This window comes from Prevotella sp. 10(H), assembly GCF_000711235.1.
GTDB lineage: Bacteria > Bacteroidota > Bacteroidia > Bacteroidales > Dysgonomonadaceae > Dysgonomonas.
This window is the reverse complement of sequence record NZ_JOMI01000001.1, coordinates 463,616-486,876: the sequence shown is the minus strand read 5'-3', so window position 1 is coordinate 486,876 and position 23,261 is coordinate 463,616. Positions and strand designations below refer to the sequence as shown.

Here is a 23,261-nt window from a genome sequence, read left to right as displayed (position 1 = left end):
ATCACAAATAACACGAAATGAGTAGTATAAACCTTGAGCCAAAATTAGTAGGAAGCATCGAGGGACATTTTTATGTTCCAGCATATCAACGGGGATACCGTTGGAAAGATGAAGTTGCAATGTTGTTGAAAGATATTCACGAAATTGCGGAAGGACAAAATTATTGCCTTCAACCGATAGTCGTTAAAAATATCGCTGAAAAGAAATTTGAGTTAATAGACGGGCAACAACGTTTAACGACCATCTTTCTGATATTTCGTTATATGAAGCAGTTAAAACTACCGTTTCAACTCAATTTTTCGCTTGAATACCAAACAAGAATAAAAAGCAAAGATTTTCTGGAAAATATCGATATGGGAACTTTGGACGCTATTCCGGAAAATATTGATGAATATTTTATTATTGAAGCATATCGGAATATTGCTACATGGTTTAAATCACAACAAGACGAGGCCCTCACAGCTTTCAATCTTTACAAAAAATTAAATGAACGCATTCGTATTATCTGGTATGAGGTTAACTCCGACGAAAATGCGGTTTCACTATTTACCCGTTTAAATATCGGGCGTATCCCATTAACAAATGCTGAACTTATTAAAGCATTGTTTTTAAGCCGCAACAATGGTATTAACGACGCAAAACAATTAGAAATAGCGACTGAATGGGATATTATTGAAAAGGAATTGCACAATGATAGCCTGTGGTACTTTATTACGAATGAAAAAAGCAGTAATTATTCCACAAGGATCGAGCTGATTTTCAACCTAATGTCAAATAAACAAAAACATGAAAAAGAAAAACTTTTTACATTCTTTTATTTCGATAAAAGAATAAAAGACTCGGAAAATAAATCGGAAATCTGGACTATTATTCTGCGCTATTATCAACAATTGAAAGAGTGGTATGAAAATATTCAATTATACCACAAGATCGGCTATCTGATTGCCTCCGAGTCGAAGACTATAGAAGAGTTAATCCTTCGTTCAAAAGATATAACAAAAAAAGAATTTCAAAATTCATTAGATCAATTAATAGCAGAAAGTATTGATTTTAAAAAAGATTATTGTGATTTATCTTACGATAATAAAATAGATTGTGGTAATATTGAAAAATTGTTATTGTTGTTTAATGTTGAAACCATAAGGCAGAAATCCGACCCTACACTGCGTTTTCCATTTGATAAGCATAAACAAGAAGATTGGAGCCTCGAACATATTCATGCACAGCAGTCGCAAGGACTGAATAAAAAAGAGCAATGGATAGAATGGCTGAAATTACATGCAAAATCTTTATTAAGCATCGATCAGGAATCCAATAAAAGTTTAATTCAAAAAATAAACAATGCCATAATTGATGAAAATTTGACAGGTGATAAATTTTCAGAATTGTTTGATGAAGTAACCTCTATTTTATCCGAAGAGGGAAGTGTAGAGTACACCCATTCCTTATCCAATTTAGCACTCTTGGGCCTGTCCGGTAATTCCGCTTTAAATAATTCTACTTTTGACGTTAAACGGAATAAGATCCTTAAAATGGACAAATCGAATGATTACATCCCGGTATGTACAAGACGTGTCTTTCTCAAATATTATACTTGCTCCGGATCAAATCAATTGCATTTTTGGGGTAAGGCTGATAGAGACGGATATATTCAGGAAATGGATAAAATATTGAAAGATTATTTAACTAGAATTAAAAAAGAAATCAGTTTATGAATACCAAAGAATATACATTTCAAAGTCTATTTGGCAGTTCTTTCAGCCTGGAAGAAACTGAAATTATGCTAAGTAAAATAGAAATACCCATTATCCAAAGAGATTATGCGCAAGGTAGAACAAATAATGAAGTAGAACGGATCAGAAATAGATTTTTAGACGCTCTATTCACATCGATCACTGAAGATAAGCATATAACGTTGGATTTTGTGTATGGTGATGTATCTGAAAAGATAGAAAATAAAGAAGAAATGTACGTCTTAACGCCTCTTGACGGACAACAAAGATTGACTACACTCTTTTTATTACATTGGTACATTGCAAAAAAAGAGGATATAGACAGAGAAGAATATAAATTTCTAAACCACTTTTCATATGCTACTCGTTTCAGTTCCCGTGATTTTTGTCAAGAATTGGTGAAATTTTCTCCGGATTTTATTAATGATGAAATATCTGAAAGCATCAGAGATCAAGCCTGGTATCCATACGAATGGAAAAATGATCCTACCATTCAGTCTATGCTGGTAATGATTGATGCTATCCATCAAAAGTTCAAAAATCAACCCAATCTGTGGGAATCCCTTGTTGCCCGTAAAAATATTACTTTTTATTTTCTGCCACTTACCGAAATGGGGCTAACAGATGATTTGTACATTAAAATGAATTCCCGCGGAAAACCATTGACACCTTTTGAACATTTCAAAGCTGAGTTTGAAGAAATAATTAAACAACAATCGGAAGAACTTTCTGCGGAAATTAATCATAAATTCGATATTGAATGGACTGATATGTTATTTCCGTTTCGGGGCGATAATAATATTATTGATGACGAATTTATGCGGTATTTTCATTTTATAAGCGATATTCTTTGCTATAAATCCGAGATTAATATTGAAAAAGACGAATTCAAACTGGCAAATCTGTTATACAATAAAAATAATGAAAATGCTCAATATAATATCCAATATTTGAAGAACTCATTCGATTGTTGGTGCCGAATAAATATCACTGATTTTTTCGATAAGTTTTTTTCAAAATCTGTCTATGAATACGATAAAGTGAAACTTTATCAGGACGACGTAAATATATTCAGGGAATGTTGTGATAATTACGGGGAATATTCAGGTAGAAACCGAAAGTTTCCATTAAGCAAAATTTTATTATTATATTCTATCATTACATACCTTCAAAATAGAGATAAAATAACAGAAGATCAATTTAAACGAAGAATACGAATTATCAGAAATTTGATTTGGAATTCTTTGGGTGATGAGATTCGTGATATACGCATGAAGGCATTACTACATGAGTCCGAAACAATCATTCTCACTGGAGAAATCCCTATTCATGAACGGGGAGACCTTGGTTATAATGTCAGGCAAAAAGAAGAAGAGCGTAGCAAGATAGAATGGCTAAAAGCTAATTCCCATATGAAAGATGAGTTATTTCATCTGGAAGATCATAACTTATTAAGGGGTTGCATTGCTATTGTGGGATTGGATAATCATATCAACTTCAGAAAATTTAGATTATTGTTCGATAATTGCAATAAAGATTTGATTAATACAACATTATTAAGCATAGGCGATTATTCACAATTTATCTCATGGCGTTGGCAAATAGGAGCGAGGTATAATGATTCTGTTTGGATTGATTTATTTCACCCGACCAAACAACGACAAGGCTTTGAGCAAACTTCGAAAATACTGAATATATTGCTGTATAAGTTTGATGAGCACAATCTTAACAATGATAATTTGACAGAATTTGTCCAAGAATATATTAACAGCTCCGATACGCCAAAAGACTGGAGGTATTATCTAATTAAATACGAGCAAATGCGGCAAGGTAATTTTGGTATGTATTATTGGAGAAACTGGAAAGATATGTCAGCAAAATCATACGAAGCTATTATGATGAATACAGAAAAAAGTATTGGCGGAAGAAATTGGAATATTTTTCTTTATACATTATTTCATTTGCCTGAATTTGCAGAAAAACTTACTTTGGGAGATTATTCATATCAGGGAGATTTATTAAAAATAATAAATACAGACATACTGATCGATTGCTCTGATAACAGATACACTGTTAGTCAAAACGACATTAAAACCGAATATCCGATCATGCAATCCAATAATATCGACATAGAAGACAGAATAGAAAAAGGTAAGCAAATCATTAATGATTTATTGGCTGGCTAATTATCATTAAATTTTATTTTAAGAGGCTTTACCGGATCAAGTTAAGAAGCTGCGATTCGGTGGCCTCTGGTAACAATAAGGAAAGGTAATCGATTATTTTCTCTTTAGATTCTTTCGGGGTACGTCCTTGGCAATTTATAGACTTTTCGCCGAAAAGTAAAACTTCAGGTGTAGCATAGCGGGCAATGCCCCAGCCATATCTTTCCAGTAATTTATTATATTTATATTCAAAGTCTGCAACTACGATCCATGTTCCCATTTGCAGGCGGGTCATTATTGTATCAAAATTTTGTTTTTCTTTCTTTGGCTGGATTTCTATTTCGTCCATGGGATCAAGACGCTTTTTTCTCGGTTTATTGAAGCCCAATAACGATTTAATATCATGTGAGAGCAATGACTCGTGTTTTCTAATTGTTTCATAAATAAGTCTTTCTTTACTTTGCTCTTTTTCGTCTTCGGTATTGTCAGTCAGTCTGTAAACAGAACGCCTGTAATTGATGAGGTCGGGAAGCCACTCTATACTGACATATCCGGCTTTCTTATTAAATAATTTTCCATATGTACAATTTCCATTTCGTATGATAGGACCTTTCCATTCCCATGGGCCATCGTCATCACCTGAGAACCATAAATTCTGTGGGGTATATTCCTCAACAGAAAATCCGGATATTTCGTTGCGGAAGAAAGGCAGGAATCCCAACTTCATTATAAGTGTATCGAGAGCTTTGGGGCTATGTATATGTGTCATTTATTCATCAAAGCATAAAGGGCAAAGGAACCTAACCAGTGACTACCCATATAATCGTCGTCGGTTATATTACCTAACGAATAGTTGAGATGATTGTCGGCAATTGATCTCAGGTGGCTCAACTCCGGCAATTTCCTTGAGATAGAATACAGGCAGGTTGCCCTGCTGAAATTCAATCCGTCGAGGTGAACCAAATGTCCGTCCCTGCGGTCTGAAACTTCTCCGGGCACCAACGAGAAACCGGAATTGAACATATCAGGCATGAATGCTTTTAACCACATCCTGTATTCAGGTATATCCAGCACCTTACTCATCAATAATGCTTCTTCGAGACAGGGTGAAAGAAAATCATTGCCGCTAGGCTCAAAAGAGAGGTTGCAGTTTACATCGTTTCCGTATAACCTTTTTGCATGCTTGATTATTAACCGTTCGAATTCCTTATCTCCAATACTTCTGGCATAATCGAGAGACAATGACAATCCGAAGGCCGTATTATTATGCTGCCCTGTGCGGATAGGATAATTAAGCTTTGGCAGATATTCCTCATATTTGACAGTCAGCATATCGGCTAAAGGCTTTAAAGCCTGATACCAGCGTTGGGCATCCGTATCTTTCCATGTATGCAATTCGTGCTGCAGTTGCAACAGCCAGGCCCATCCGTAGGTGCGTTCGAAGTTACGGTTGTTATAGTCCTCAAAGAAGGCCGATTCTATGGATACATTTTCGGGAGTTATGTTTCTGTTCAGGATTTTTCTTACAGTTCCTGATTCATCCAGTTGTGGGTAGTCTTTCAGTAGTTTTACAATAGACCAGTATCCATGTACAGACGAATGCCAATCGAAACAGCCATAAAATATGGGGCGTAACTGCTTCGGGCTTTTCAGGTCGTCTGTGCTGCCCAATACCTGCCCTAATTTGTTCGGGAATTCTACCTCTATGCAATGAACAGGCAATTTAAAAATCTTTTCTGCCTGTTGTAAATCTAAAGTTTGAGCATTGATATATCCGCAAAATAATAGGGCGATATAGAAAAGCATTTTCATCTGCCATTTTTTTATACATCCGGATTCTTTCATTGTTCTATATGTTCTTAAGGAAATTATGCTGCGATAAGAGGCATGCCCCGGTTACTCCCGATTTTTCTTTTAGCTTCGACAATATTATGGTGGAATCTTTATTCACCAGATTGAGGGAATATTTCTTTATGGCACTGTAAAACGGTAAAAGGATATAATCTTCGGCCATAGACAACACACCGCCCAGTATTACCATATCGGGATTGAAGAGGTTGAGCAGTGCCGATATGTTCTTGCCTAATTTGTTGCCTATTTCCTCTACAATTTCGATAGCAAGCATATCTTCCTTTTTTATAGCATCGATTATATTCTCCAGTGTAATATTTTTATTTGCTTTGATGTCTTCCGACAATATCGAAGATTCTCCGTTCAGGCATCTCTCTACGAAAACCCTGTGCATAGCCAATCCCGATGCTTCTGTTTCAAGACATCCTTTTTTGCCGCAATGGCAAAGTATTTCATTATCGAATACACTGGCATGGCCGTATTCGCCCGAAAACCCCGATTTGCCATAGTAAAGTTTCCCGTCGATAATGATTCCTACGGCAAGCCCCCAACTTATGTTGACAAAAAGCACATCCTTATTGTCATTATAATTACCAACCATATATTCGCCGTAGGTCATTGCCCGTGTGTCGTTGTCGATAGATACGCTGCATCCCAGTTTACCGCTCATTACCTCGGTCAATGGCCTTTCATCGAAATAAAAAATACTGTAGCTATATCCCGTCTTAGGATTTACACGTCCCGATATATTTATTTGTATATTAAGTATCTTATCTTTCTCAACCGAAGAGCGGCTTATAAAATCGAGGATAATGGAACACAATTCATCGAGGCTTTCCATTGTGCTTTTAATTAAAACGGGAATATTCATTTCCATTTTAATAATCTCTCCTTTAAAGTTGATGAGCCCTATATTCACGGATGTGTTTTTCATATCCACTCCTATAAAGTAGCCCGAAGCAGGATTCAGCCCGTATATATTAGGCCTTCGCCCTCCTGTGGTTTCTATTTTCCCGTAATCCACCACGAAGCCGTCTTCACACAATTCTACGATCAGCTTGGTCATGGTAGGCACACTCAGGTCGAATACTTTCGATATATCCGCAATTGTCGAATCTCCATTTGTAATGTAATGGCTTATTATCTTTTTTTTGATAACTCCGTTTTTGGAGCCGCGCTCTATATCTTCAAAGAATTTCTTATACATCTTAGTTTTTGTATAAATATTTAATATCATACAAATATAAATAAAATGAAACCAAAATTTAGTGCTTTTTAAATAATAATTTTAATATATGGCTTTTTACTGATATTATATTCTGTAAGTTTTTTAACTAAAAGGGGGGTAAATAACATTACGTGCAATTCAGTTTGTGATTCAACCGGTTGTAAGTGTCAGTCAATAATGTCTTTACCGTATTTATGGAGAACTGTCTTTCTTACTTGAGGCCTGCATTCTGTTGGTCTTGTACAGGGTATAAATAATTCACCTTATAAATAATATATATGTAAACTATTAATTTTTAAAAAAGGACTTTAACACTGTGTTAATTAAATTTTTTCTTAAATAAATTTTTATTATAAAAATAAATTAATAATTTAGCCCTGTATTTAATAATATATTTAATAATATCCCTCTTATATCTAATTAAAGCAATTCCAATATATTATAAAATAAATAAAATAATAATATAAACAACCTTATCAACTATGAAAACAAATGTGAATATAGGATATATGAGTTTTCTGGCAATTGTGGCTGCGCTCGGCGGATATCTGTTCGGATACGATACGGCGGTCATCTCTGGAACAATCACTCAGGTATCCTCCCAATTTTCTTTAGATACTATACAGCAAGGCTGGTATGTTGGCTGCGCTCTTGTAGGTTCTATTCTCGGGGTATCTGTTGCCGGAATATTGAGTGACAAGTTCGGACGTAAAAAAATCCTCATCCTTTCTGCTGTGCTTTTTTCAATATCTGCTTTTGGCTGTGCACTGAGCGATAATTTCAATCATCTTGTCTGGTTTCGTATCATAGGCGGTATGGGCATCGGAGTAGTATCCATTGTTTCCCCGCTGTATATATCGGAAGTGTCGGCAGCGGAATACCGCGGGCGCTTGGTGGCGTTATACCAGTTGGCCATAACTATTGGATTTTTAGGTGCATACCTTATCAACTTCGGACTGCTGAATTATTCGGCCGGAGGATCGTCTGCACTGGTTTCACCTCTATTGTATAAGATATTTCATGCAGAAGTATGGCGCAGTATGTTAGGTATGGCATTCATACCGGCAGTATTGTTTCTTATAGCTATCTTCTTTATTCCCGAAAGCCCGAGGTGGCTCATACTGAAAAGGCAGGAAATGAAAGCTGGAAAAACCCTCTTGCGGATATATCGCTCTCAGAATGTAGTAGAATCGGAGATGCAGGAAACGTTAAAAGTAGTACAGGGCGAAGTCAAAACCGATTGGAGACTGATTTTTAAGCCGGGGATTTTCCGTGCCGTACTCATCGGATGCGCCATAGCTATTTTAGGGCAATTCATGGGAGTAAATGCCGTACTCTATTATGGGCCTACTATTTTCGAGAATAATGGCTTGTCGGGCGGAGATTCTCTGTTTTATCAGGTTATGGTGGGGCTGGCTAATATGGTAGCCACCATTATAGCGGTTTTCATTATTGACAAAGTAGGGCGTAAGAAATTGATATACTACGGAGTTTCCGCAATGATCGTATTCCTTATTCTTATCGCCTTTTATTTCACAAAGGGAGACGACCTTGGAATGCCTGCCATTACTTTACTGATTTTCTTCATGGGATACATATTCAGCTGCGCCATATCTATCAGTGCTGTGATATTCGTCCTTTTATCGGAGATGTATCCGATGAAAGTCCGTGGATTGGCAATGTCGATAGCCGGATTTTCATTGTGGGTCGGCACCTATCTTATAGGCCAGTTAACGCCTTGGCTGTTGCAGAACCTGCAGCCTGCGGGCACATTCATCCTCTTCGCCATCATGTGTGTTCCGTACATGCTAATAATATGGAAACTGGTTCCCGAAACTACAGGTAAGTCATTGGAAGAAATAGAAAAATTCTGGGAAAAGTAAAAAACAATAATATAAAGCTTAAAACTATGGACTTTAAAAAATTAGCAGAACAATACAAGGCAGAATTACTTGATAACGTAATCCCATTCTGGTTGCAATATTCTCAGGATAAGGAATATGGCGGTTATTTTTCCTGTCTTGCGCGTGATGGCGCTGTCTACGATACCGATAAGTTTATATGGCTTCAGGCACGCGAAGTATGGATGTTCGCAATGCTTTACAATAAGGTTGAAAAACGGGGCGAATGGCTCGACTGTGCCATACAGGGCGGCGAATTCCTTAAAAAATACGGTCATGACGGAAGCTACAACTGGTATTTTTCATTAGACCGCAGCGGAAATCCGCTTGTCGATCCTTACAACATATTCTCCTATACCTTCGCTGCCATGGCTTTCGGACAGCTGAGTCTGGCTACAGGTAATGACGAATATGCAGAAATAGCACAGAAGACATTCAATATTATTCTCTCTAAAGTCGATAACCCGAAAGGTAAGTGGTCGAAGGCTCATGCAGGAACACGGCAGCTGAAAGGATTTGCCTTGCCGATGATACTTTGCAATCTCTCATTAGAAATCGAGCATCTTCTTGACAAAGGCTTTTTGAATAAGACGATTGAAAACTGTGTCCACGAGGTATTGAATATCTTTTACCGGCCTGAGCTCAACGGGCTGATAGTGGAGAATGTAACCGTAAAAGGCGAGCTGTCCGACACTTATGATGGTAGGCTCATCAACCCCGGACACGCTATCGAAGCAATGTGGTTTATAATGGATCTGGGGAAACGCTTCTCGCGCAAAGACCTTATAGATAAGGCCACTGAAACTACTTTGAAAATGATAGAATACGGTTGGGATGAAAAATACGGAGGTATATTCTACTTCATGGACAGGCTGGGATATCCCCGCCACGAACTCGAATGGGATCAGAAACTATGGTGGGTGCATGTCGAAACGCTGATCTCATTACTCAAAGGATATAATCTCACAGGCGACGCCAACTGCCTGAAATGGTTCGGAACCATACACGATTATACATGGAATCATTTCAAAGACAAAGAGCATCCCGAATGGTTCGGCTACCTCAATAGGCAGGGCGAAGTATTACTGCCGCTCAAAGGCGGTAAGTGGAAGGGCTGCTTCCATGTGCCCAGAGGGCTGTACCAATGTTGGAAAACACTTGAAGAAATTGAAGAACGCAAGAGACTGATAGAAACCGAAACAAACGAAAATTGTATAAATGTTAAACCTTAAATAACTTGATTATGATGAACCTTAAATCAGCCCATAACATCAGGCTATGTTTGCTACTGTTATGTTCCCTCTTCTATGTGGGCATACAGGCACAGGTCAGAATTTCGGGGGCAGTGACAGACGAGAGCAATGCTCCTCTGATAGGTGCTACTGTTCAGCAGAAAGGAACCACAAATGCCAGCATGACCGACGTAGACGGCAAATATGACATCACGGTTTCCGATGAAGATATCGCTTTGGTATTTTCATACATAGGATACGAACCTCAGGAAATAATCCCGAAAGGCCGCAGGTTGATAAACGTCAATCTCGAGCCGGCAGCAAAAGGTCTGAACGAAGTTATAGTGGTAGGGTACGGCACTCAGAAGAAGATAAGTGTGACAGGCGCCGTTGCTCAGATAAGCGGCGAAGAACTTATCAAAGCGCCGGCCTCCAACCTTTCGGCAATGTTGCAGGGAAGGCTTCCGGGACTGGTAACCCGCCAGACCAGCGGGCAGCCGGGATACGATGGCGCATCGTTGAATGTAAGGGGTGTAGGGAATGGCGACGGAAATACACTCGTTATTGTCGACGGTATTGCCCGTCCTTTCCCCTCTATAAGCCCCGCCGAAATAGAATCGATTACCCTGTTGAAAGACGCAGCGTCGGCCGCCGTTTATGGATTTAACGGCTCGGGGGGCGTAATTCTGGTGACTACAAAAAAAGGAAAGGCTCAAAAACCAACTATTACCCTCAACTCATCTATACAGTTGAGCACAAATACTAATTTTCCTGAATTTCTCAACGGGGAAGACTATATGTATTGGTACAACAGGGCCCAGCAGCTAGACGGTGTGCCTGATAATAACCTGCGCTTTAGTCAGGATGAAATAAACCGGATAAAGAATGGCGACCCATACGGGGTATATGCAAATACCGACTGGTTCGACGAATTATTCCGTTCTGCCGCACCTACTTACAATAATACGCTTTCGCTCACAGGCGGCAGTGACCGGTTCTCTTATTATATAGGACTAGGCGCCCTTAATCAGCAAGGCGCAATGAAGCATACATCTTTCGACCGCTACAATTTCAGAACTAATATTGATTCTAAAATTACCAATAACCTCACGGCTTCAATCGGTATCGGCTACAGGCAGTCGAAAACTCAGGAGCCCGCGTATGGCGTATCCAGCATACTGCAACATGCCATGCTTATGTACCCATACCTGCCTAGGGAGACTTACAGCGGAGTGCCCGTCGGTAGCCTCAATTCGGCCGGAAATGGCAACCAGAACCCTATTGCACTACGTGACGAATCGGGTACGAAACAAAACAGGCATAAAAGAATCGAAAGCAACATCTCGCTAAAATACGATGTGCCTCTGGTACCGGGATTGAGCGTCAAATTTACAGGAGCATACGACTACTTCCACCAAATGGTAAAAACAGGTGTCACTCCTTATAAGCTGGCGGTATATAATCAGGGCAATAAAACATGGAATGAAGAATGGTCGCGGGTAACATCCGACGGCAAGGCGTATGTTTATCAGGACTATACAGATCAGTACGACTATTTCCTCCAGTCATCGGCAGAATATTCCCGTAAATTCGGGAAGCATGACATTAAAGCCTTATTCTTATACGAATACGGACGTACCAAGTTTACAAGTATGAGCGCTGCAAAAAGAGGATTCCCCGTTTTAGACATACTCGACCTGAGCAAAGGCGATGAAGTGGTTCCCAACAGTGTACAGGGCGCTCACAACATCGCTAAACGCGGCGGGTATGTCATGCGCGTAAACTACGATTACGACACAAAATACCTCCTTGAACTATCCGGCCGTATAGACGGGACAACATACCTGCCCGGAAAAAACAGATGGGCTTTATTCCCCGGCGTTTCGGCAGGATGGCGCATTTCGGAAGAACCGTTCTTCAAAGAAAATATAAAGGTGATCGACAACCTTAAACTGAGGGCTTCTTTCGGACAGCTGGGCAGCCAGACAGGACTCGGATATGGCTTGTCATATATGAGCATGGCCAATCTGAGCGATAATCCTATTGCAGTGATAGGCAATGAACCGCAACGCTATTTAAATATTGGCTCAATCGCAAATCCCGACCTGAAATGGCAGGTAACGGACAACTACAATATCGGTTTCGAAACATCCTTTTGGAAAGGTCTCTTAGGCGTAGAACTGGATATGTTCTATTCACTCACGCGCCGCAAACTCGAAAGTCCGGGCAATGCCTATCCTCCGTCACTCGGTGGATATTATTCGCCTATTATAAATTTCGGAGAGCATCAGAATAAAGGATTTGAACTGGTGCTGACACACAACAATAAGATTGGCGACTTTAACTACAATGTAAGAGGAAATCTCTCGTGGGCGCGTAATAAAATACTCAAGATAAACGAAAATACGAATGTGCCAGATGCCCGCCGTCTGGTAGGCAAGCCTATGGGACAATATTTCGGCTTTGTGTCGGACGGATTATTCCAGACTGAAGAAGAAATAGCCCAAAGTGCCGTGTTCGGCCCTACCTTGCCCGGAGATATCAAACTCGTCGACATAAACGGTGACGGACGTATCACTCTCGAACAGGATATGGTGCCTATCGGCCGGAGCAACATTCCTGAAATGATGTTTGGATTTAATCTGTCGGGTGAGTATAAAGGCTTCGATATGAATCTCTTCTTCCAAGGGGCAGCATTGTTCGATGTATATTTGTGCGGAACTTATCCGGTAGGGTGGGTAGACGATACATTCTATACACGTCCTTTCTTTGCCGACGGGAATGCTCCTTACTATCTGGTAGAAAATGCATGGACACCAGAAAACCCGAATGCGAAATATCCACGCCTGACGGCCGACTTGCGTATCAATGGCGGAAAATATTCCGACTGGTGGGTGAAGGACGGTACATACCTGCGGCTGAAAACAGCACAGATAGGATATACCTTACCCGTAGGAATAGTCAAAAAAGCGGGGCTTGAAAAAGTCAGGGTATATGCATCCGGCAGCAACCTGTTTACGCTCACCGGTGTCGATTATTTCGACCCCGAAATGCCGAGCGTAAATCAGGGTTATTATCCTCAACAAAGAATATATGAATTCGGCCTTAATATAACTTTTTAACCGAGTACGATATGAAAGCATTTTATAATATAAAAAGAAAAATAAGTATCTGCCTGCTCATCGGTATCATAGCTATAAGCAGCGGATGCAGCCTCGATCCCGAACTCACCAGCACCTATACCGAAGACACGCTCTGGAAAGATGAGAACAGCGTTGAACTTTATCTCAACAGCTTTTATCCTTTATTGGGCGAATACTACGGTGCTGCCATAGAAGATGACGGATACAGCGATATAATGAAGATGAATCTGGCACATGCCAACCAAAACCTTGTGCCTTATGGCTCTGTCACTATCACTCCTATCAATAATCCGTTCGATAATTGGGGGTGGGGATATACATGGGTTACACAATGCAACCGCTTCTTAGACGGATTGTCGAAAAAAGGGCAGCATCTGCCCGAAGATGTGAGGCTGAGAGCCGAGGCCGAAATCCGCTTTTTCAGGGCGCATGTCTATTTTGTAATGGCACGGAGATATGGAGCGTCTCTTATTATATTCCGCCAGCTACCCGAGTTAGGAAACGGGAACAATCCTTTATCCTCTCCCGACCAGTGTTGGGACTTTATTGCCGAAGACCTTGATTTTGCAGCAAAGAACCTGAATATCAATCCTGCGAAAAAAGGAAAACTGTCCAGAGGCGCGGCTTTTGGCCTTAAGGCAAGGGCTATGTTGTATGCGGGCAGGTGGAAAGCAGCTTCGGACGCGGCACAGGATTTGTTCGACCTGAAAATGTATGACCTTTATCCAAGTTATGACGGCTTATTTAAAATAAGGAGAAGCCAGAATATAGAAAACAAGGAAAGTATCATCGAAGTAGGATTTATGGCTCCCGACCTAGCATATACGTTCGATGCGGCATACAGCCCTTCGGGCGATGCGGGGGCGATGACTTCTGCTACTCCTACCGAAGACATCGTATCGCAGTATCAAATGGCTGACGGCTCAAATTTCGACTGGAACAACCCTATACATGCGGCAAATCCGTATGCCGGACGCGAAGAGCGTTTCTACTCCTCGATTCTGTATAACGATGCGGATTGGAAAGGACGGAAAATTGAAACATTCGTAGGCGGAAAAGACGGCTGGTCGCTAGGTGGTACAAGTACCATGACGGGCTATTTCCTTCGCAAGTTCTTAGATGAGGATATGACGACCTTCACTGTCAATGACTTTACGTATTACTATATGCGCTACGCCGAAGTATTGCTTATATATGCCGAAGCCATGGCGCAGCAGGGGCATTTGACGCCTGCACTCAAAGCATTGAACGATGTGAGGAAGAGAGCTGGATTCAAGACCGATGTTACTGCAAATTCCGTTGGCGACTTTATGACATTGTTGCGCCGCGAACGCATGATAGAGCTGGCATTCGAGGGGCACCGCTTCTGGGATCTGCGCCGTTGGGATCTTGCTAAAAGTGAATTGAACAACAGAAGCCTGAAAGGCGTGAAACCTACCAGAGAATCGAATAATACCTTCACATATGAAGTAATCGATTGCGACAGCGGACGTAAACGCATATATCTGGATAAATATAAACGTTTCCCTATTCCGTCTTCCGAACTCGAATCGAACAAGATGATACAACAATTTGATGAATGGAAATAAAAAACAGGATGGACATGAAAAAATATATATGTAAATTAATATTCGTGGCTCTGGCTGCGATATGGACTTTCTCGTCATGCGGTTCTGTCGATATGGGCGATACATCTGTACAAACAACAGGCCTGCAAAGCCTCACGGTGCAGATTGTCGGGGGAAGTCAGGTATTTACCCCTGCCACCAAAGGCCCTTATAATGACGGGGATGTTATTATCTTTAAGATACCGTCGCCACTCGAAGAGCCTACCGATGTATCTAAGATGAAACTGGCAGTCAGCCTCGAAAACAACTGTAAAGCAGAACCGGCCATACCGGGTGTAATAGACCTTACGGCCCCTTATGAATTGAAAGTAAGAACTTCGACGGGCGAAATAAAGACATACATGATTAAGGTAGAATTGCTGCCACCGATAGCCTCATTCCAGAAAGAATGGCACAAGAACAGTACCCAGCTCGGATTTAAATATATCAATTGGCTGTGGTCTTTGGATGTGTCGGGTGATTACTTATTCGTCCACGATGGTGTAAACTTCGATCCCGATCCTAATATCCGTGTATATAATAAAAATAGCGGAGATATCGTAAAGGCAATTCCTTCGCCCCGCACTGTCATCGGGCAGGTAAGGACTGATGATGCCGGACATATAATAGCAGGCAGGATTAACGGCTCAGGAGCAGGGTTTATGCTGTATGTATATAACGATATCGACGATGCCAACCCACAGTTGCTGCTCGACTATGCCAATGATGCCGGATGCCCTGTCAACTTAGGATACAGGTTCAGCGTTGTTGGAAACATAAAACAAGGCAAAGCATATGTATATGCCACTGTAGGCAACAGATACGAAGCTAACGACAATCGCAATGCCTACTATTACTGGGAGTTCAACAACGGTATTCCTCTCACTGTCGTTCCTAACAAGGTGGAATTTACCCCGATAGCAGGTGCATGGGATTATGCAGATGTGCAAAGAAGAAGTATAGACGACGACTCCGATATCTTCCTCTCTTACATATTATACGAATCTACAGATGCGCAGAGCCGCTTGTTCGGCAGCCGCTTCTATCGCTTCAGGGACGGGTTGCAGGAGGTAATCGAAATGGACAAGAGCAACCACGAATATAAGATACTGGGATATAAGGTATTCTCGGTAGGAGATAGTGATTTCCTAGCCATGCTTACCCAGGTATTTTACGATACCGACCCCGTGAAACTGAAAGTATTCGATATCACCGATATAAACAATATCAGGGATATGAATCCGGATAAAGACGGTTATAATGATTTTATGATATTCGAATCGGAAAACTATACTGTCTACAATATCATGATGTTCGGTGATGTAGCCGTATCCGTTCAGGGGAATGATGCATATATTTACGGCCTCTTAATATCCAACAATGCTTCTCAGGGAGGAATCATAAAATATCATATGAAATATTATCCCCGCAACTGATAGTTGGTAATAATCAAATTAAATCCGATCAATATGAAAAAGTATATAAAATATATAATCACCCTTACCGCTTTCTTCATCGCCTGCTTCACTTATTCGTGTAGCGATGACGATCATTCATATCAGAAAGTTACACTGCCCGACAGTGTGGATAAGGGAGCAGAAGAAGCTGTGCTGCAGAATGCACATGATACGCGTATCCTAACTACTTTCGACGGATGCGAAGCGATTGCTGTACAGAAAGGTTCTAATTCTCCGTCGACATCTATCAGTACCTACAATGTGGCAGATGATATCAAAGAAGGCGAAGCTGCCATGGGTATCAGCTATACCTTTACTGCCAGGTCTGTCAGCCCCGAACCCGAATTTGTTTCTATAGAACATACATGGGATAACTACAGGCCCGACCTTGGCTTCGAACCGCTGGGCTTATCTGTTTGGATAAAAGGTAATCCCGGTAATCCCGGCGTTTTCAGGATGATGCTGATACAGGACGATAAAATGGTTCCGGGAATGCAAACTGCTAATCAATATTTTCAATACGTGAATAAAACGGTGTTACAGAACGATGGATGGATTAAGCTCGTCATCCCTTATAGTTCCTTCTCTCTGTACAAAGGTTTTACAGGTGAAGATAAGATTAATCCTTCGCGTGTGATCGGTTATCGTATCGACATTGTAAACGAAAAAGACGAGGCCAAAAGCGGAACAGTTGTTTTCGACGATCTGCAACAGGTCACATCCTATCAGCACAATTATACTAAGAAGGCAAAACTTTCAAGTATATTCATACAGCTGAATGCTGTTTACAACACTCCTGAATACAACGATTGGGATACATATTTTCAGGAATGCAAAGCGGTCGGCATCGACACATGGATTATACAGTACAGTGTAGGATACGGGGTCGAAAACAATATCTCTTGGTACACGGGCTCTACTGTTGGATGGAACGGCGGACAAACAGAATACGACATAATCGACAAAATGGTGGCTGCCGCCGAACGCCGGAATTTCAAGCTTATCTTCGGCCTCAACGGAGGCGACTATGATAACAACAAGCTGGGTGATAAGTATATGTATGATGTCTTACTGGCAAGGAACGAAGTCGTAGCCAACGACCTTTTCAATAAATTCGGTTCCAGTCCGGCGTTTGCAGGTTGGTATATTACTGAAGAATTTCACGATGCCAAATATCCTGCCGGCTGGCAAATGGAAACAGAGCGCAAGCTACTCGCCCAATATCTGCAACGTGTAGCTGCTTATGTGAAATCTTTAGCCGATAAACCTGTTCTGATAGCTCCTGCCCTGTGGAGGGGCATGCCTGCCGATATGTGCGGCCAGTGGTTCGAAGACCTGTTGAAAGATACTCATGATATCGATTATATGTATCTTCAGGACTTGGCAGGGCGTTGCCTTGTGGATGTGCGGGTCGATTTGCCGAATTACTATACACATATCAAAAAAGCATGTGAGAATGCCGGAGTGCAGTTTGCAGTCGATATAGAATCATTCTTGCAATGCGGTTGCCCCGACATACCATACCGTGCAAAAAGCTGGGCCGAACTGGAAGAACAAATAGCTGTGGCCAGCCAGTATACGGAGTATATCACAAACTTCAGCTGGGCTACGTTCAAGCCGGGCTATGACAGTTTCGAAGGGTACAGAGCCTATTATAATTCTTTGCCTTAAAAGGGGGATGCATATATCAGGGCGTAGAATTATATGCCCTGATATTCTTCAAAATTTATTTGAATAATTTAAATATAAAACAATGAATTTTACAAGGAAAATCTTTTTGTTTTCTATACTTATCCTTTTTGCGGGGAAAGGTCTTACCTATGCAAAAGAAAAACCCGGTATCGAACTGACACTGATCCCGCCTACCACTATAACCAATAAGGTGGAACTGGATATAAGGGCAGGAATAGTAAACAATGAAGCAAAGCCGGTTAACTTAAATATTTCCCTCTACCTCAATAAAGAAAGTAATGACAATCTTCTCCACCATTCAAAATATACATTGAAGAAAGGAGAAAGCCACTTGGTAAAGTTGAGGATACCCACCGCCGATAAAGTAGGCAAGAATAAAATAATACTGGTAGTGAATGACGGGAAAAAGACCCGCAAAGAATACAAGGAAATAGAAATCATCGAATCGCCTATCCGTTCCACCCGCCTCATCGATGGTGCGTGGGCAGGTATATATCATTGGAGTGAAACAGAAGGAAAACACTGGAATAAGGATATCCGCAAAATGACAGACAACCAGTGGCGCGAGATGGTACAGTCTATGCATAAAGTAGGCATGGATATTATCGTTATACAGGAAGTATTCCGCAATGAAGAATATGTGGGGAAGCATTCCACCAATGTAAATAATTATCAGGGAAAAGCCTTCTATCCCTCCGACCTTTACCCCGGCCGTATGCCAATTACTGCAAAAGACCCGATAGAAGCGATCCTGTCGGAAGCGGATAAACTGAATATGCATGTGATGATGGGAGTAGGAATGTTCGCATGGTTCGATTTCACTCCCGAATCGCTGGAATGGCACAAACGTGTGGCAAAAGAACTTTGGGATAAATACGGACATCACCCGTCGTTCTATTCCTTCTATGTATCGGAAGAGAGCGGCGGCAGTCTCGACAACTGGGAAAAGACCGAAGAAGGACGCTTGAAAAGAAAAGGGGAAATTGTATCTTTCTTCAAAGAATTCAAGGCATACTGTAATAGCATGGCTCCGGCCAAACCCGTCATGCTTGCAACCAACAGCATGGGTGTGCCTGCCGGAAAAGATACTTATCCGGCGCTGCTCGAACATCTGGATATATTGTGCCCTTTCGGTTTTGCCCGCATGCCCGAAAATGATATCACAGGCAAACAGGCTGCAGATATGCTGCAGAAACTGTGCGATGATGCCGGTTCTCATCTCTGGTTCGATCTGGAGACATTCCTGTTCAATGACGACCAGTCGTTATATCCGCGCCCTGTGAACCAGATTGTGCATGACCTCACATTGTTCGAAAACTTCGAAAAAATACTTTGTTATCAGTTTCCGGGTGTTTTCAACGACCCGAAAATGTCGATCAGGATAGGAGAGGAGCGGACTGTCGGTTTATTTAATGACTACAAGGCATACAGGGAGAAAGTTCTCGATGACAGAAAAAACGGTGTTCTTACAGGTGGAATACAGACAAAACCCGTGAAAGGAACATGGATAAACCTGCCTTATCAGGATGTACGAAACAAATACATGAATCCCGCCCATGTGGATTATACAAGCCCCGAATACTGGGAACAGAAGATAGAGGAATATGCCGCCATGGGGATGTCTTATCTCGTTATCATGGCTATCGCCAACGAACAAAAATCGTTCTATCATTCCGACTTTATGGAACCTGCATATCCTAAGGGCAGAAAAAGCCCTGTAGAAGCTATAATGGAAGCAGCTGACAAACACAATATGCATGTATTTATGAGTTGCGGATGGGCTGTAAATCAGGATGACGATTTGCGTAAACCCGAAATCAGGGCTCTGCAGCAGAAAATAATGAATGAGGCAGCTGCCAGGTTCAGCCACCATAAGTCTTTCTTTGGCTGGTATCTGCCGGTAGAAGACAGTATGGAACCTGTACTGTCCGATTATGCCGTGGATGCGGTCAACACCCTTACAGCCAAAGCGCGCAGCCTGACACCGGATGCGCAAATTATGATTTCACCGTACGGCCTCTGCAATGCAGATATGGATAGCAGGCAATTCGGCGAACAGATAACGAAATTGAAAGTCGACATTATCGCTTATCAGGACGAGGTGGGATGTGTCAGAGAACCGATGCCGATGAAACGGATGAAGGAACATTTCAGGATGTTGGGCGACATCCATAAAGAAACAAATATCCGTTTCTGGGCAAACGTCGAATCTTTCACCTGGGAGAAAGGCACTAACTCCCGTGAATCGGCGCTTATTCCTGCCGCTTTTCCCCGTTACCTGTCACAGATGTGCGGCGTTACGGATGCAGGTGTGGAAGAAGTACTCAGCTTTTCTATATACGGCATATATGACAAACCGGATTCACCTATGCCCATTGGTCAGCCGATAGGTGCAGCTAAGGCATACAATGACTATAGCGACTGGCTCACAGGAAAGGGGCGTTGGAAATTTTTAGAAGCCACCTTTAAGGAAAATGTGGTGCATCAGGGAATCGACAGACAGGTCGAATACCTCACCCGTCCTGATAGTAAGTATGCAAAAGCCAGTCTTACTGATAATAAACTGGGTGTAGAAGAATATACAGATTCTTCGTGGCTTGGTTTCGACAGGCAAAATATGGAAGTGGTAATCGATATGGGTGAAGCTATGGATATATCGGCTCTTGCCGCCCGCTTCCTTCATTTTCGCCCTGCTTCGATAGCCTTGCCTTCGATTGTCGATTTTTATGTATCCGATGACGGACAAAATTTTGATAAAGTGAAAAGCGTGCCGATGAAGATCAGTGCCAACGATTTACATGACTGTTGGATAGATGTTGCCTTAGCTGAAAATATATCGAAACGGTCGCGATACATTAAAATAGTCGCCGAAAACCGGAATGGCGATTCATGGCTATTCTGCGATGAAGTCTTTATTAATCCTAACTATTAAATTCATATGAAAACTATTACATATATTATGATTGGCATAATGTCGTTTTTTTTGCAATCATGCAATGCAGAGCCTGTTGATGCCGAACGTACAAACTTCAATCTTCTGAAAGCATACACTATTCCTACAAACCCGAATCTAAGCAAAGTGCAGGGTAATTCTATACAAATAGACCCCACTGTACTGTATTCTCTTGATATCACTCCCGCGCAACTTGTTGCCGATCTCAAAAAGGCCAATATCAAATCTGTGCATTATTTCATAGTCAAATTTTGGGATGGATCGAGAGATACGGATTTATTAAGGGAAGATTATCTGAATGCATTGAGGGAAAATAATATCAGTGTGTGGCTGATGCTGCTGGGAAATTGTTTCTATGAACCTACTACGCTGCCTCAGGAATGGGCAATGGAGTTCCTTACTCCTTATCCCGGGCTTCATTTCTATTCTTTCCACAACGACAATTTTGTTGACTGGCAGGTAGAAAGGGTGAAAAGGATTATGCAGAATTATGACTTCGTGGGTATCGAGTTCGCCGAAGCATACTTCCCCGAGTGGAAGACTATCGAGACGAACGGGTTCTATGGGGATGTAAGCGAATATGCCCGTAGAAAGTTTACACAGGAATATCTTGGCCGCCCGGGCAGTCCTGCACTCGATTTTGCAACTATCAAATCCGATGCCCAGTTATACAGCAAATGGCAGGATTTCAGGGTAGATGCAGTTCTCAATTTCAACACGAAAATCAAAAATGCCATAAAAGAAACCGACCGGAATACGCTTTTTGCCGCATGGGGAATGGGTGTCAGAGGTGCTACTTTAGGTCAGATAAGGGAGCATTTCGGACTCGATATGGTAAGAATAGCACAGGAAGTAGATCCTGATATTCTGTTCGTACAGACGGCATCGCAAGACTGGAGCGATCCTTATTTAAGCTACGATTACCTGAATGATTATTCATATATAGTCAATAGTATACGACAGGCAAATCCGGATATTGCAATAGGCATTCAGGCAGATATCGCCTCTCTTTCGTCCAATAATCCCAATGTTGCCAAACGAACACCCGAATGGTGGCTCAATTTCATGGACTTATCGCTTCAGTCGGGCTATTACACAAATACGTCTTATGAATATGCTTTTTCGAAGAGGCAAAATATATGGATCGACAGCAATATCAATTACAATTCTCCTGCCACAATATACAAAGAGGCTTCGTATACATCACAAATTATCGCAGAGGCAGAAACACCTCTCGGTTTTGTAAAGGATGGCAACGATGGCTGGCAATATGTATACACAACGCAGGGCCTCGGGTGGATCAACCTCACGCAGGGGACATATACTATTACCGCTCCTGTAGATGCATATACTTCACCGTCGTTTTACAGCACGATGCAGCCTCATGCATTTGCACCTCAAACGGTGACAGTAGTTGACAGGCAGGACGAGGACTGGATTAAGATACTTACTGCATCTCCATACAAATGGATATATCTGAAATCACCTAATTGCTATTATATCGATCATCCGGTAAAGGCATACAAAGAGGCTGTTGTTTCTTCTGAATATTATACTTTCGACCCGCAACTGTTTGTCATTGCAGACAGGAAACCGGGTAACTGGATAGAAATACAGACTGCATCGGAGTTTAAATGGATACAGATAGACTTATAATAATTTTTTTCTTTGGAAAGGAGTAATGAAGAAAAAGAAAAGGAAGCGATTGCGCTTCCTTTTTTATATTCTAATTAGATACTCCGAAAAATACACCATTCTGCTGATGATAAGGGGTCATATAAAATTGATAACCGCCAGGAATTTGCTTTGGATTTTTGCAACCATAATTGCTGTAAATATGAACATTTTTAAAAGGGTTACCATTCAAATCCCTGAAATTATTTATTACTACAAAAACTTCCGAATCAATTTCATGATATGTAACAACCATATTGTCAGGGTGATATTTATTGTGCAGCACAGTTTGAGTTCTTCCATTAACAGTACAATCAAATAAACAATCTGCTACTGAGCTTTTCATAAATTCAATTCGGACTGTACCCATAGGGTAATCTCCTTTTGTACCGCTTTTTTCTCCATTTTCTCCGGTATTACTTGCATATGCTGCATATGCTGTAAATACAATAACCAATGATGATAATAATAAAATCTTTTTCATGATAAAATTAAATTAGGTTAATAACGTAGTACATTTTTTGGGCATTTATCTATTTATTTAACATTCTTGCATATAATTTTGTTCAAATTTTATATAAATTTTTTATAAGTATTATTAAAATTGCTATTGTGACAGGAAATC

Annotated in this window: 14 protein-coding genes; 10 read left to right on the top strand and 4 right to left on the bottom strand. The window is 41.0% G+C overall.

Annotation, left to right across the window (positions count from 1 at the left end; translation table 11 throughout):
- Positions 1–17 precede the first annotated feature (17 nt).
- Both K348_RS0102185 and K348_RS0102180 read left to right on the top strand, forming a co-directional pair.
- Positions 18–1,715 (top strand): DUF262 domain-containing protein, encoded by a 1,698-nt coding sequence (locus K348_RS0102185; RefSeq protein WP_029902466.1) that lies wholly within the window; start codon positions 18–20, stop codon positions 1,713–1,715.
- Positions 1,712–3,919: a DUF262 domain-containing protein gene (locus K348_RS0102180; RefSeq protein ID WP_051697514.1), complete on the top strand. Its 2,208-nt coding sequence runs from the start codon at positions 1,712–1,714 to the stop codon at positions 3,917–3,919. Before K348_RS0102185 ends, K348_RS0102180 begins: the two co-directional genes overlap by 4 nt.
- A gap of 28 nt (positions 3,920–3,947) precedes the next feature.
- On the opposite strand, the gene K348_RS0102175 is transcribed toward K348_RS0102180, so the two are convergent.
- The 3 genes from K348_RS0102175 to K348_RS0102165 are packed head-to-tail and all read right to left on the bottom strand — an operon-like array spanning position 3,948 to position 6,956.
- Positions 3,948–4,667, bottom strand: a complete 720-nt coding sequence (locus K348_RS0102175; protein ID WP_029902462.1) for a hypothetical protein — start codon at positions 4,665–4,667, stop codon at positions 3,948–3,950.
- On the bottom strand, positions 4,664–5,743 hold the full coding sequence (locus K348_RS0102170) for a DUF2891 domain-containing protein (protein WP_231496725.1): 1,080 nt from the start codon (positions 5,741–5,743) through the stop codon (positions 4,664–4,666). The genes K348_RS0102175 and K348_RS0102170 overlap by 4 nt, the downstream gene beginning before the upstream one ends.
- A 4-nt stretch (positions 5,744–5,747) precedes the next feature.
- Entirely contained in the window at positions 5,748–6,956 is a 1,209-nt protein-coding gene (locus K348_RS0102165; protein WP_029902458.1) for an ROK family transcriptional regulator, read from the bottom strand.
- A 503-nt stretch (positions 6,957–7,459) separates the two neighbouring features.
- Here K348_RS0102165 and K348_RS0102160 point away from each other — a divergent pair.
- From K348_RS0102160 to K348_RS0102125, 8 genes are all read left to right on the top strand, one after another.
- Complete coding sequence (locus K348_RS0102160) at positions 7,460–8,860, top strand: sugar porter family MFS transporter (protein WP_029902457.1); 1,401 nt, start codon at positions 7,460–7,462, stop codon at positions 8,858–8,860.
- Between the two features lie 26 nt (positions 8,861–8,886).
- On the top strand, positions 8,887–10,110 hold the full coding sequence (locus tag K348_RS0102155) for an AGE family epimerase/isomerase (RefSeq protein WP_051697511.1): 1,224 nt from the start codon (positions 8,887–8,889) through the stop codon (positions 10,108–10,110).
- Positions 10,111–10,121: 11 nt separating this feature from the next.
- A complete protein-coding gene (locus K348_RS0102150; RefSeq protein ID WP_231496724.1) occupies positions 10,122–13,232 on the top strand; it encodes a TonB-dependent receptor in 3,111 nt (1,036 codons plus the stop codon).
- Positions 13,233–13,243: 11 nt separating this feature from the next.
- Positions 13,244–14,842: a RagB/SusD family nutrient uptake outer membrane protein gene (locus K348_RS0102145; protein ID WP_029902450.1), complete on the top strand. Its 1,599-nt coding sequence runs from the start codon at positions 13,244–13,246 to the stop codon at positions 14,840–14,842.
- 14 nt (positions 14,843–14,856) lie between these two features.
- A complete protein-coding gene (locus K348_RS0102140; protein WP_029902448.1) occupies positions 14,857–16,296 on the top strand; it encodes a hypothetical protein in 1,440 nt (479 codons plus the stop codon).
- Positions 16,297–16,329: 33 nt separating this feature from the next.
- Positions 16,330–17,988 carry a DUF4434 domain-containing protein gene (locus K348_RS0102135; protein ID WP_029902445.1) on the top strand — a complete coding sequence of 553 codons (1,659 nt, stop codon included), beginning with the start codon at positions 16,330–16,332 and terminating at the stop codon, positions 17,986–17,988.
- Between the two features lie 82 nt (positions 17,989–18,070).
- Positions 18,071–20,941, top strand: a complete 2,871-nt coding sequence (locus tag K348_RS0102130) for a DUF4434 domain-containing protein (RefSeq protein ID WP_081852486.1) — start codon at positions 18,071–18,073, stop codon at positions 20,939–20,941.
- Positions 20,942–20,947: 6 nt separating this feature from the next.
- Positions 20,948–22,618, top strand: coding sequence for a hypothetical protein (locus K348_RS0102125; RefSeq protein ID WP_029902441.1), 1,671 nt, complete (start codon positions 20,948–20,950; stop codon positions 22,616–22,618).
- Positions 22,619–22,688: 70 nt separating this feature from the next.
- Here K348_RS0102125 and K348_RS0102120 read toward each other — a convergent pair whose 3' ends face one another.
- A complete protein-coding gene (locus K348_RS0102120) occupies positions 22,689–23,120 on the bottom strand; it encodes a hypothetical protein (protein ID WP_029902439.1) in 432 nt (143 codons plus the stop codon).
- Between the last annotated feature and the right edge of the window lie 141 nt (positions 23,121–23,261).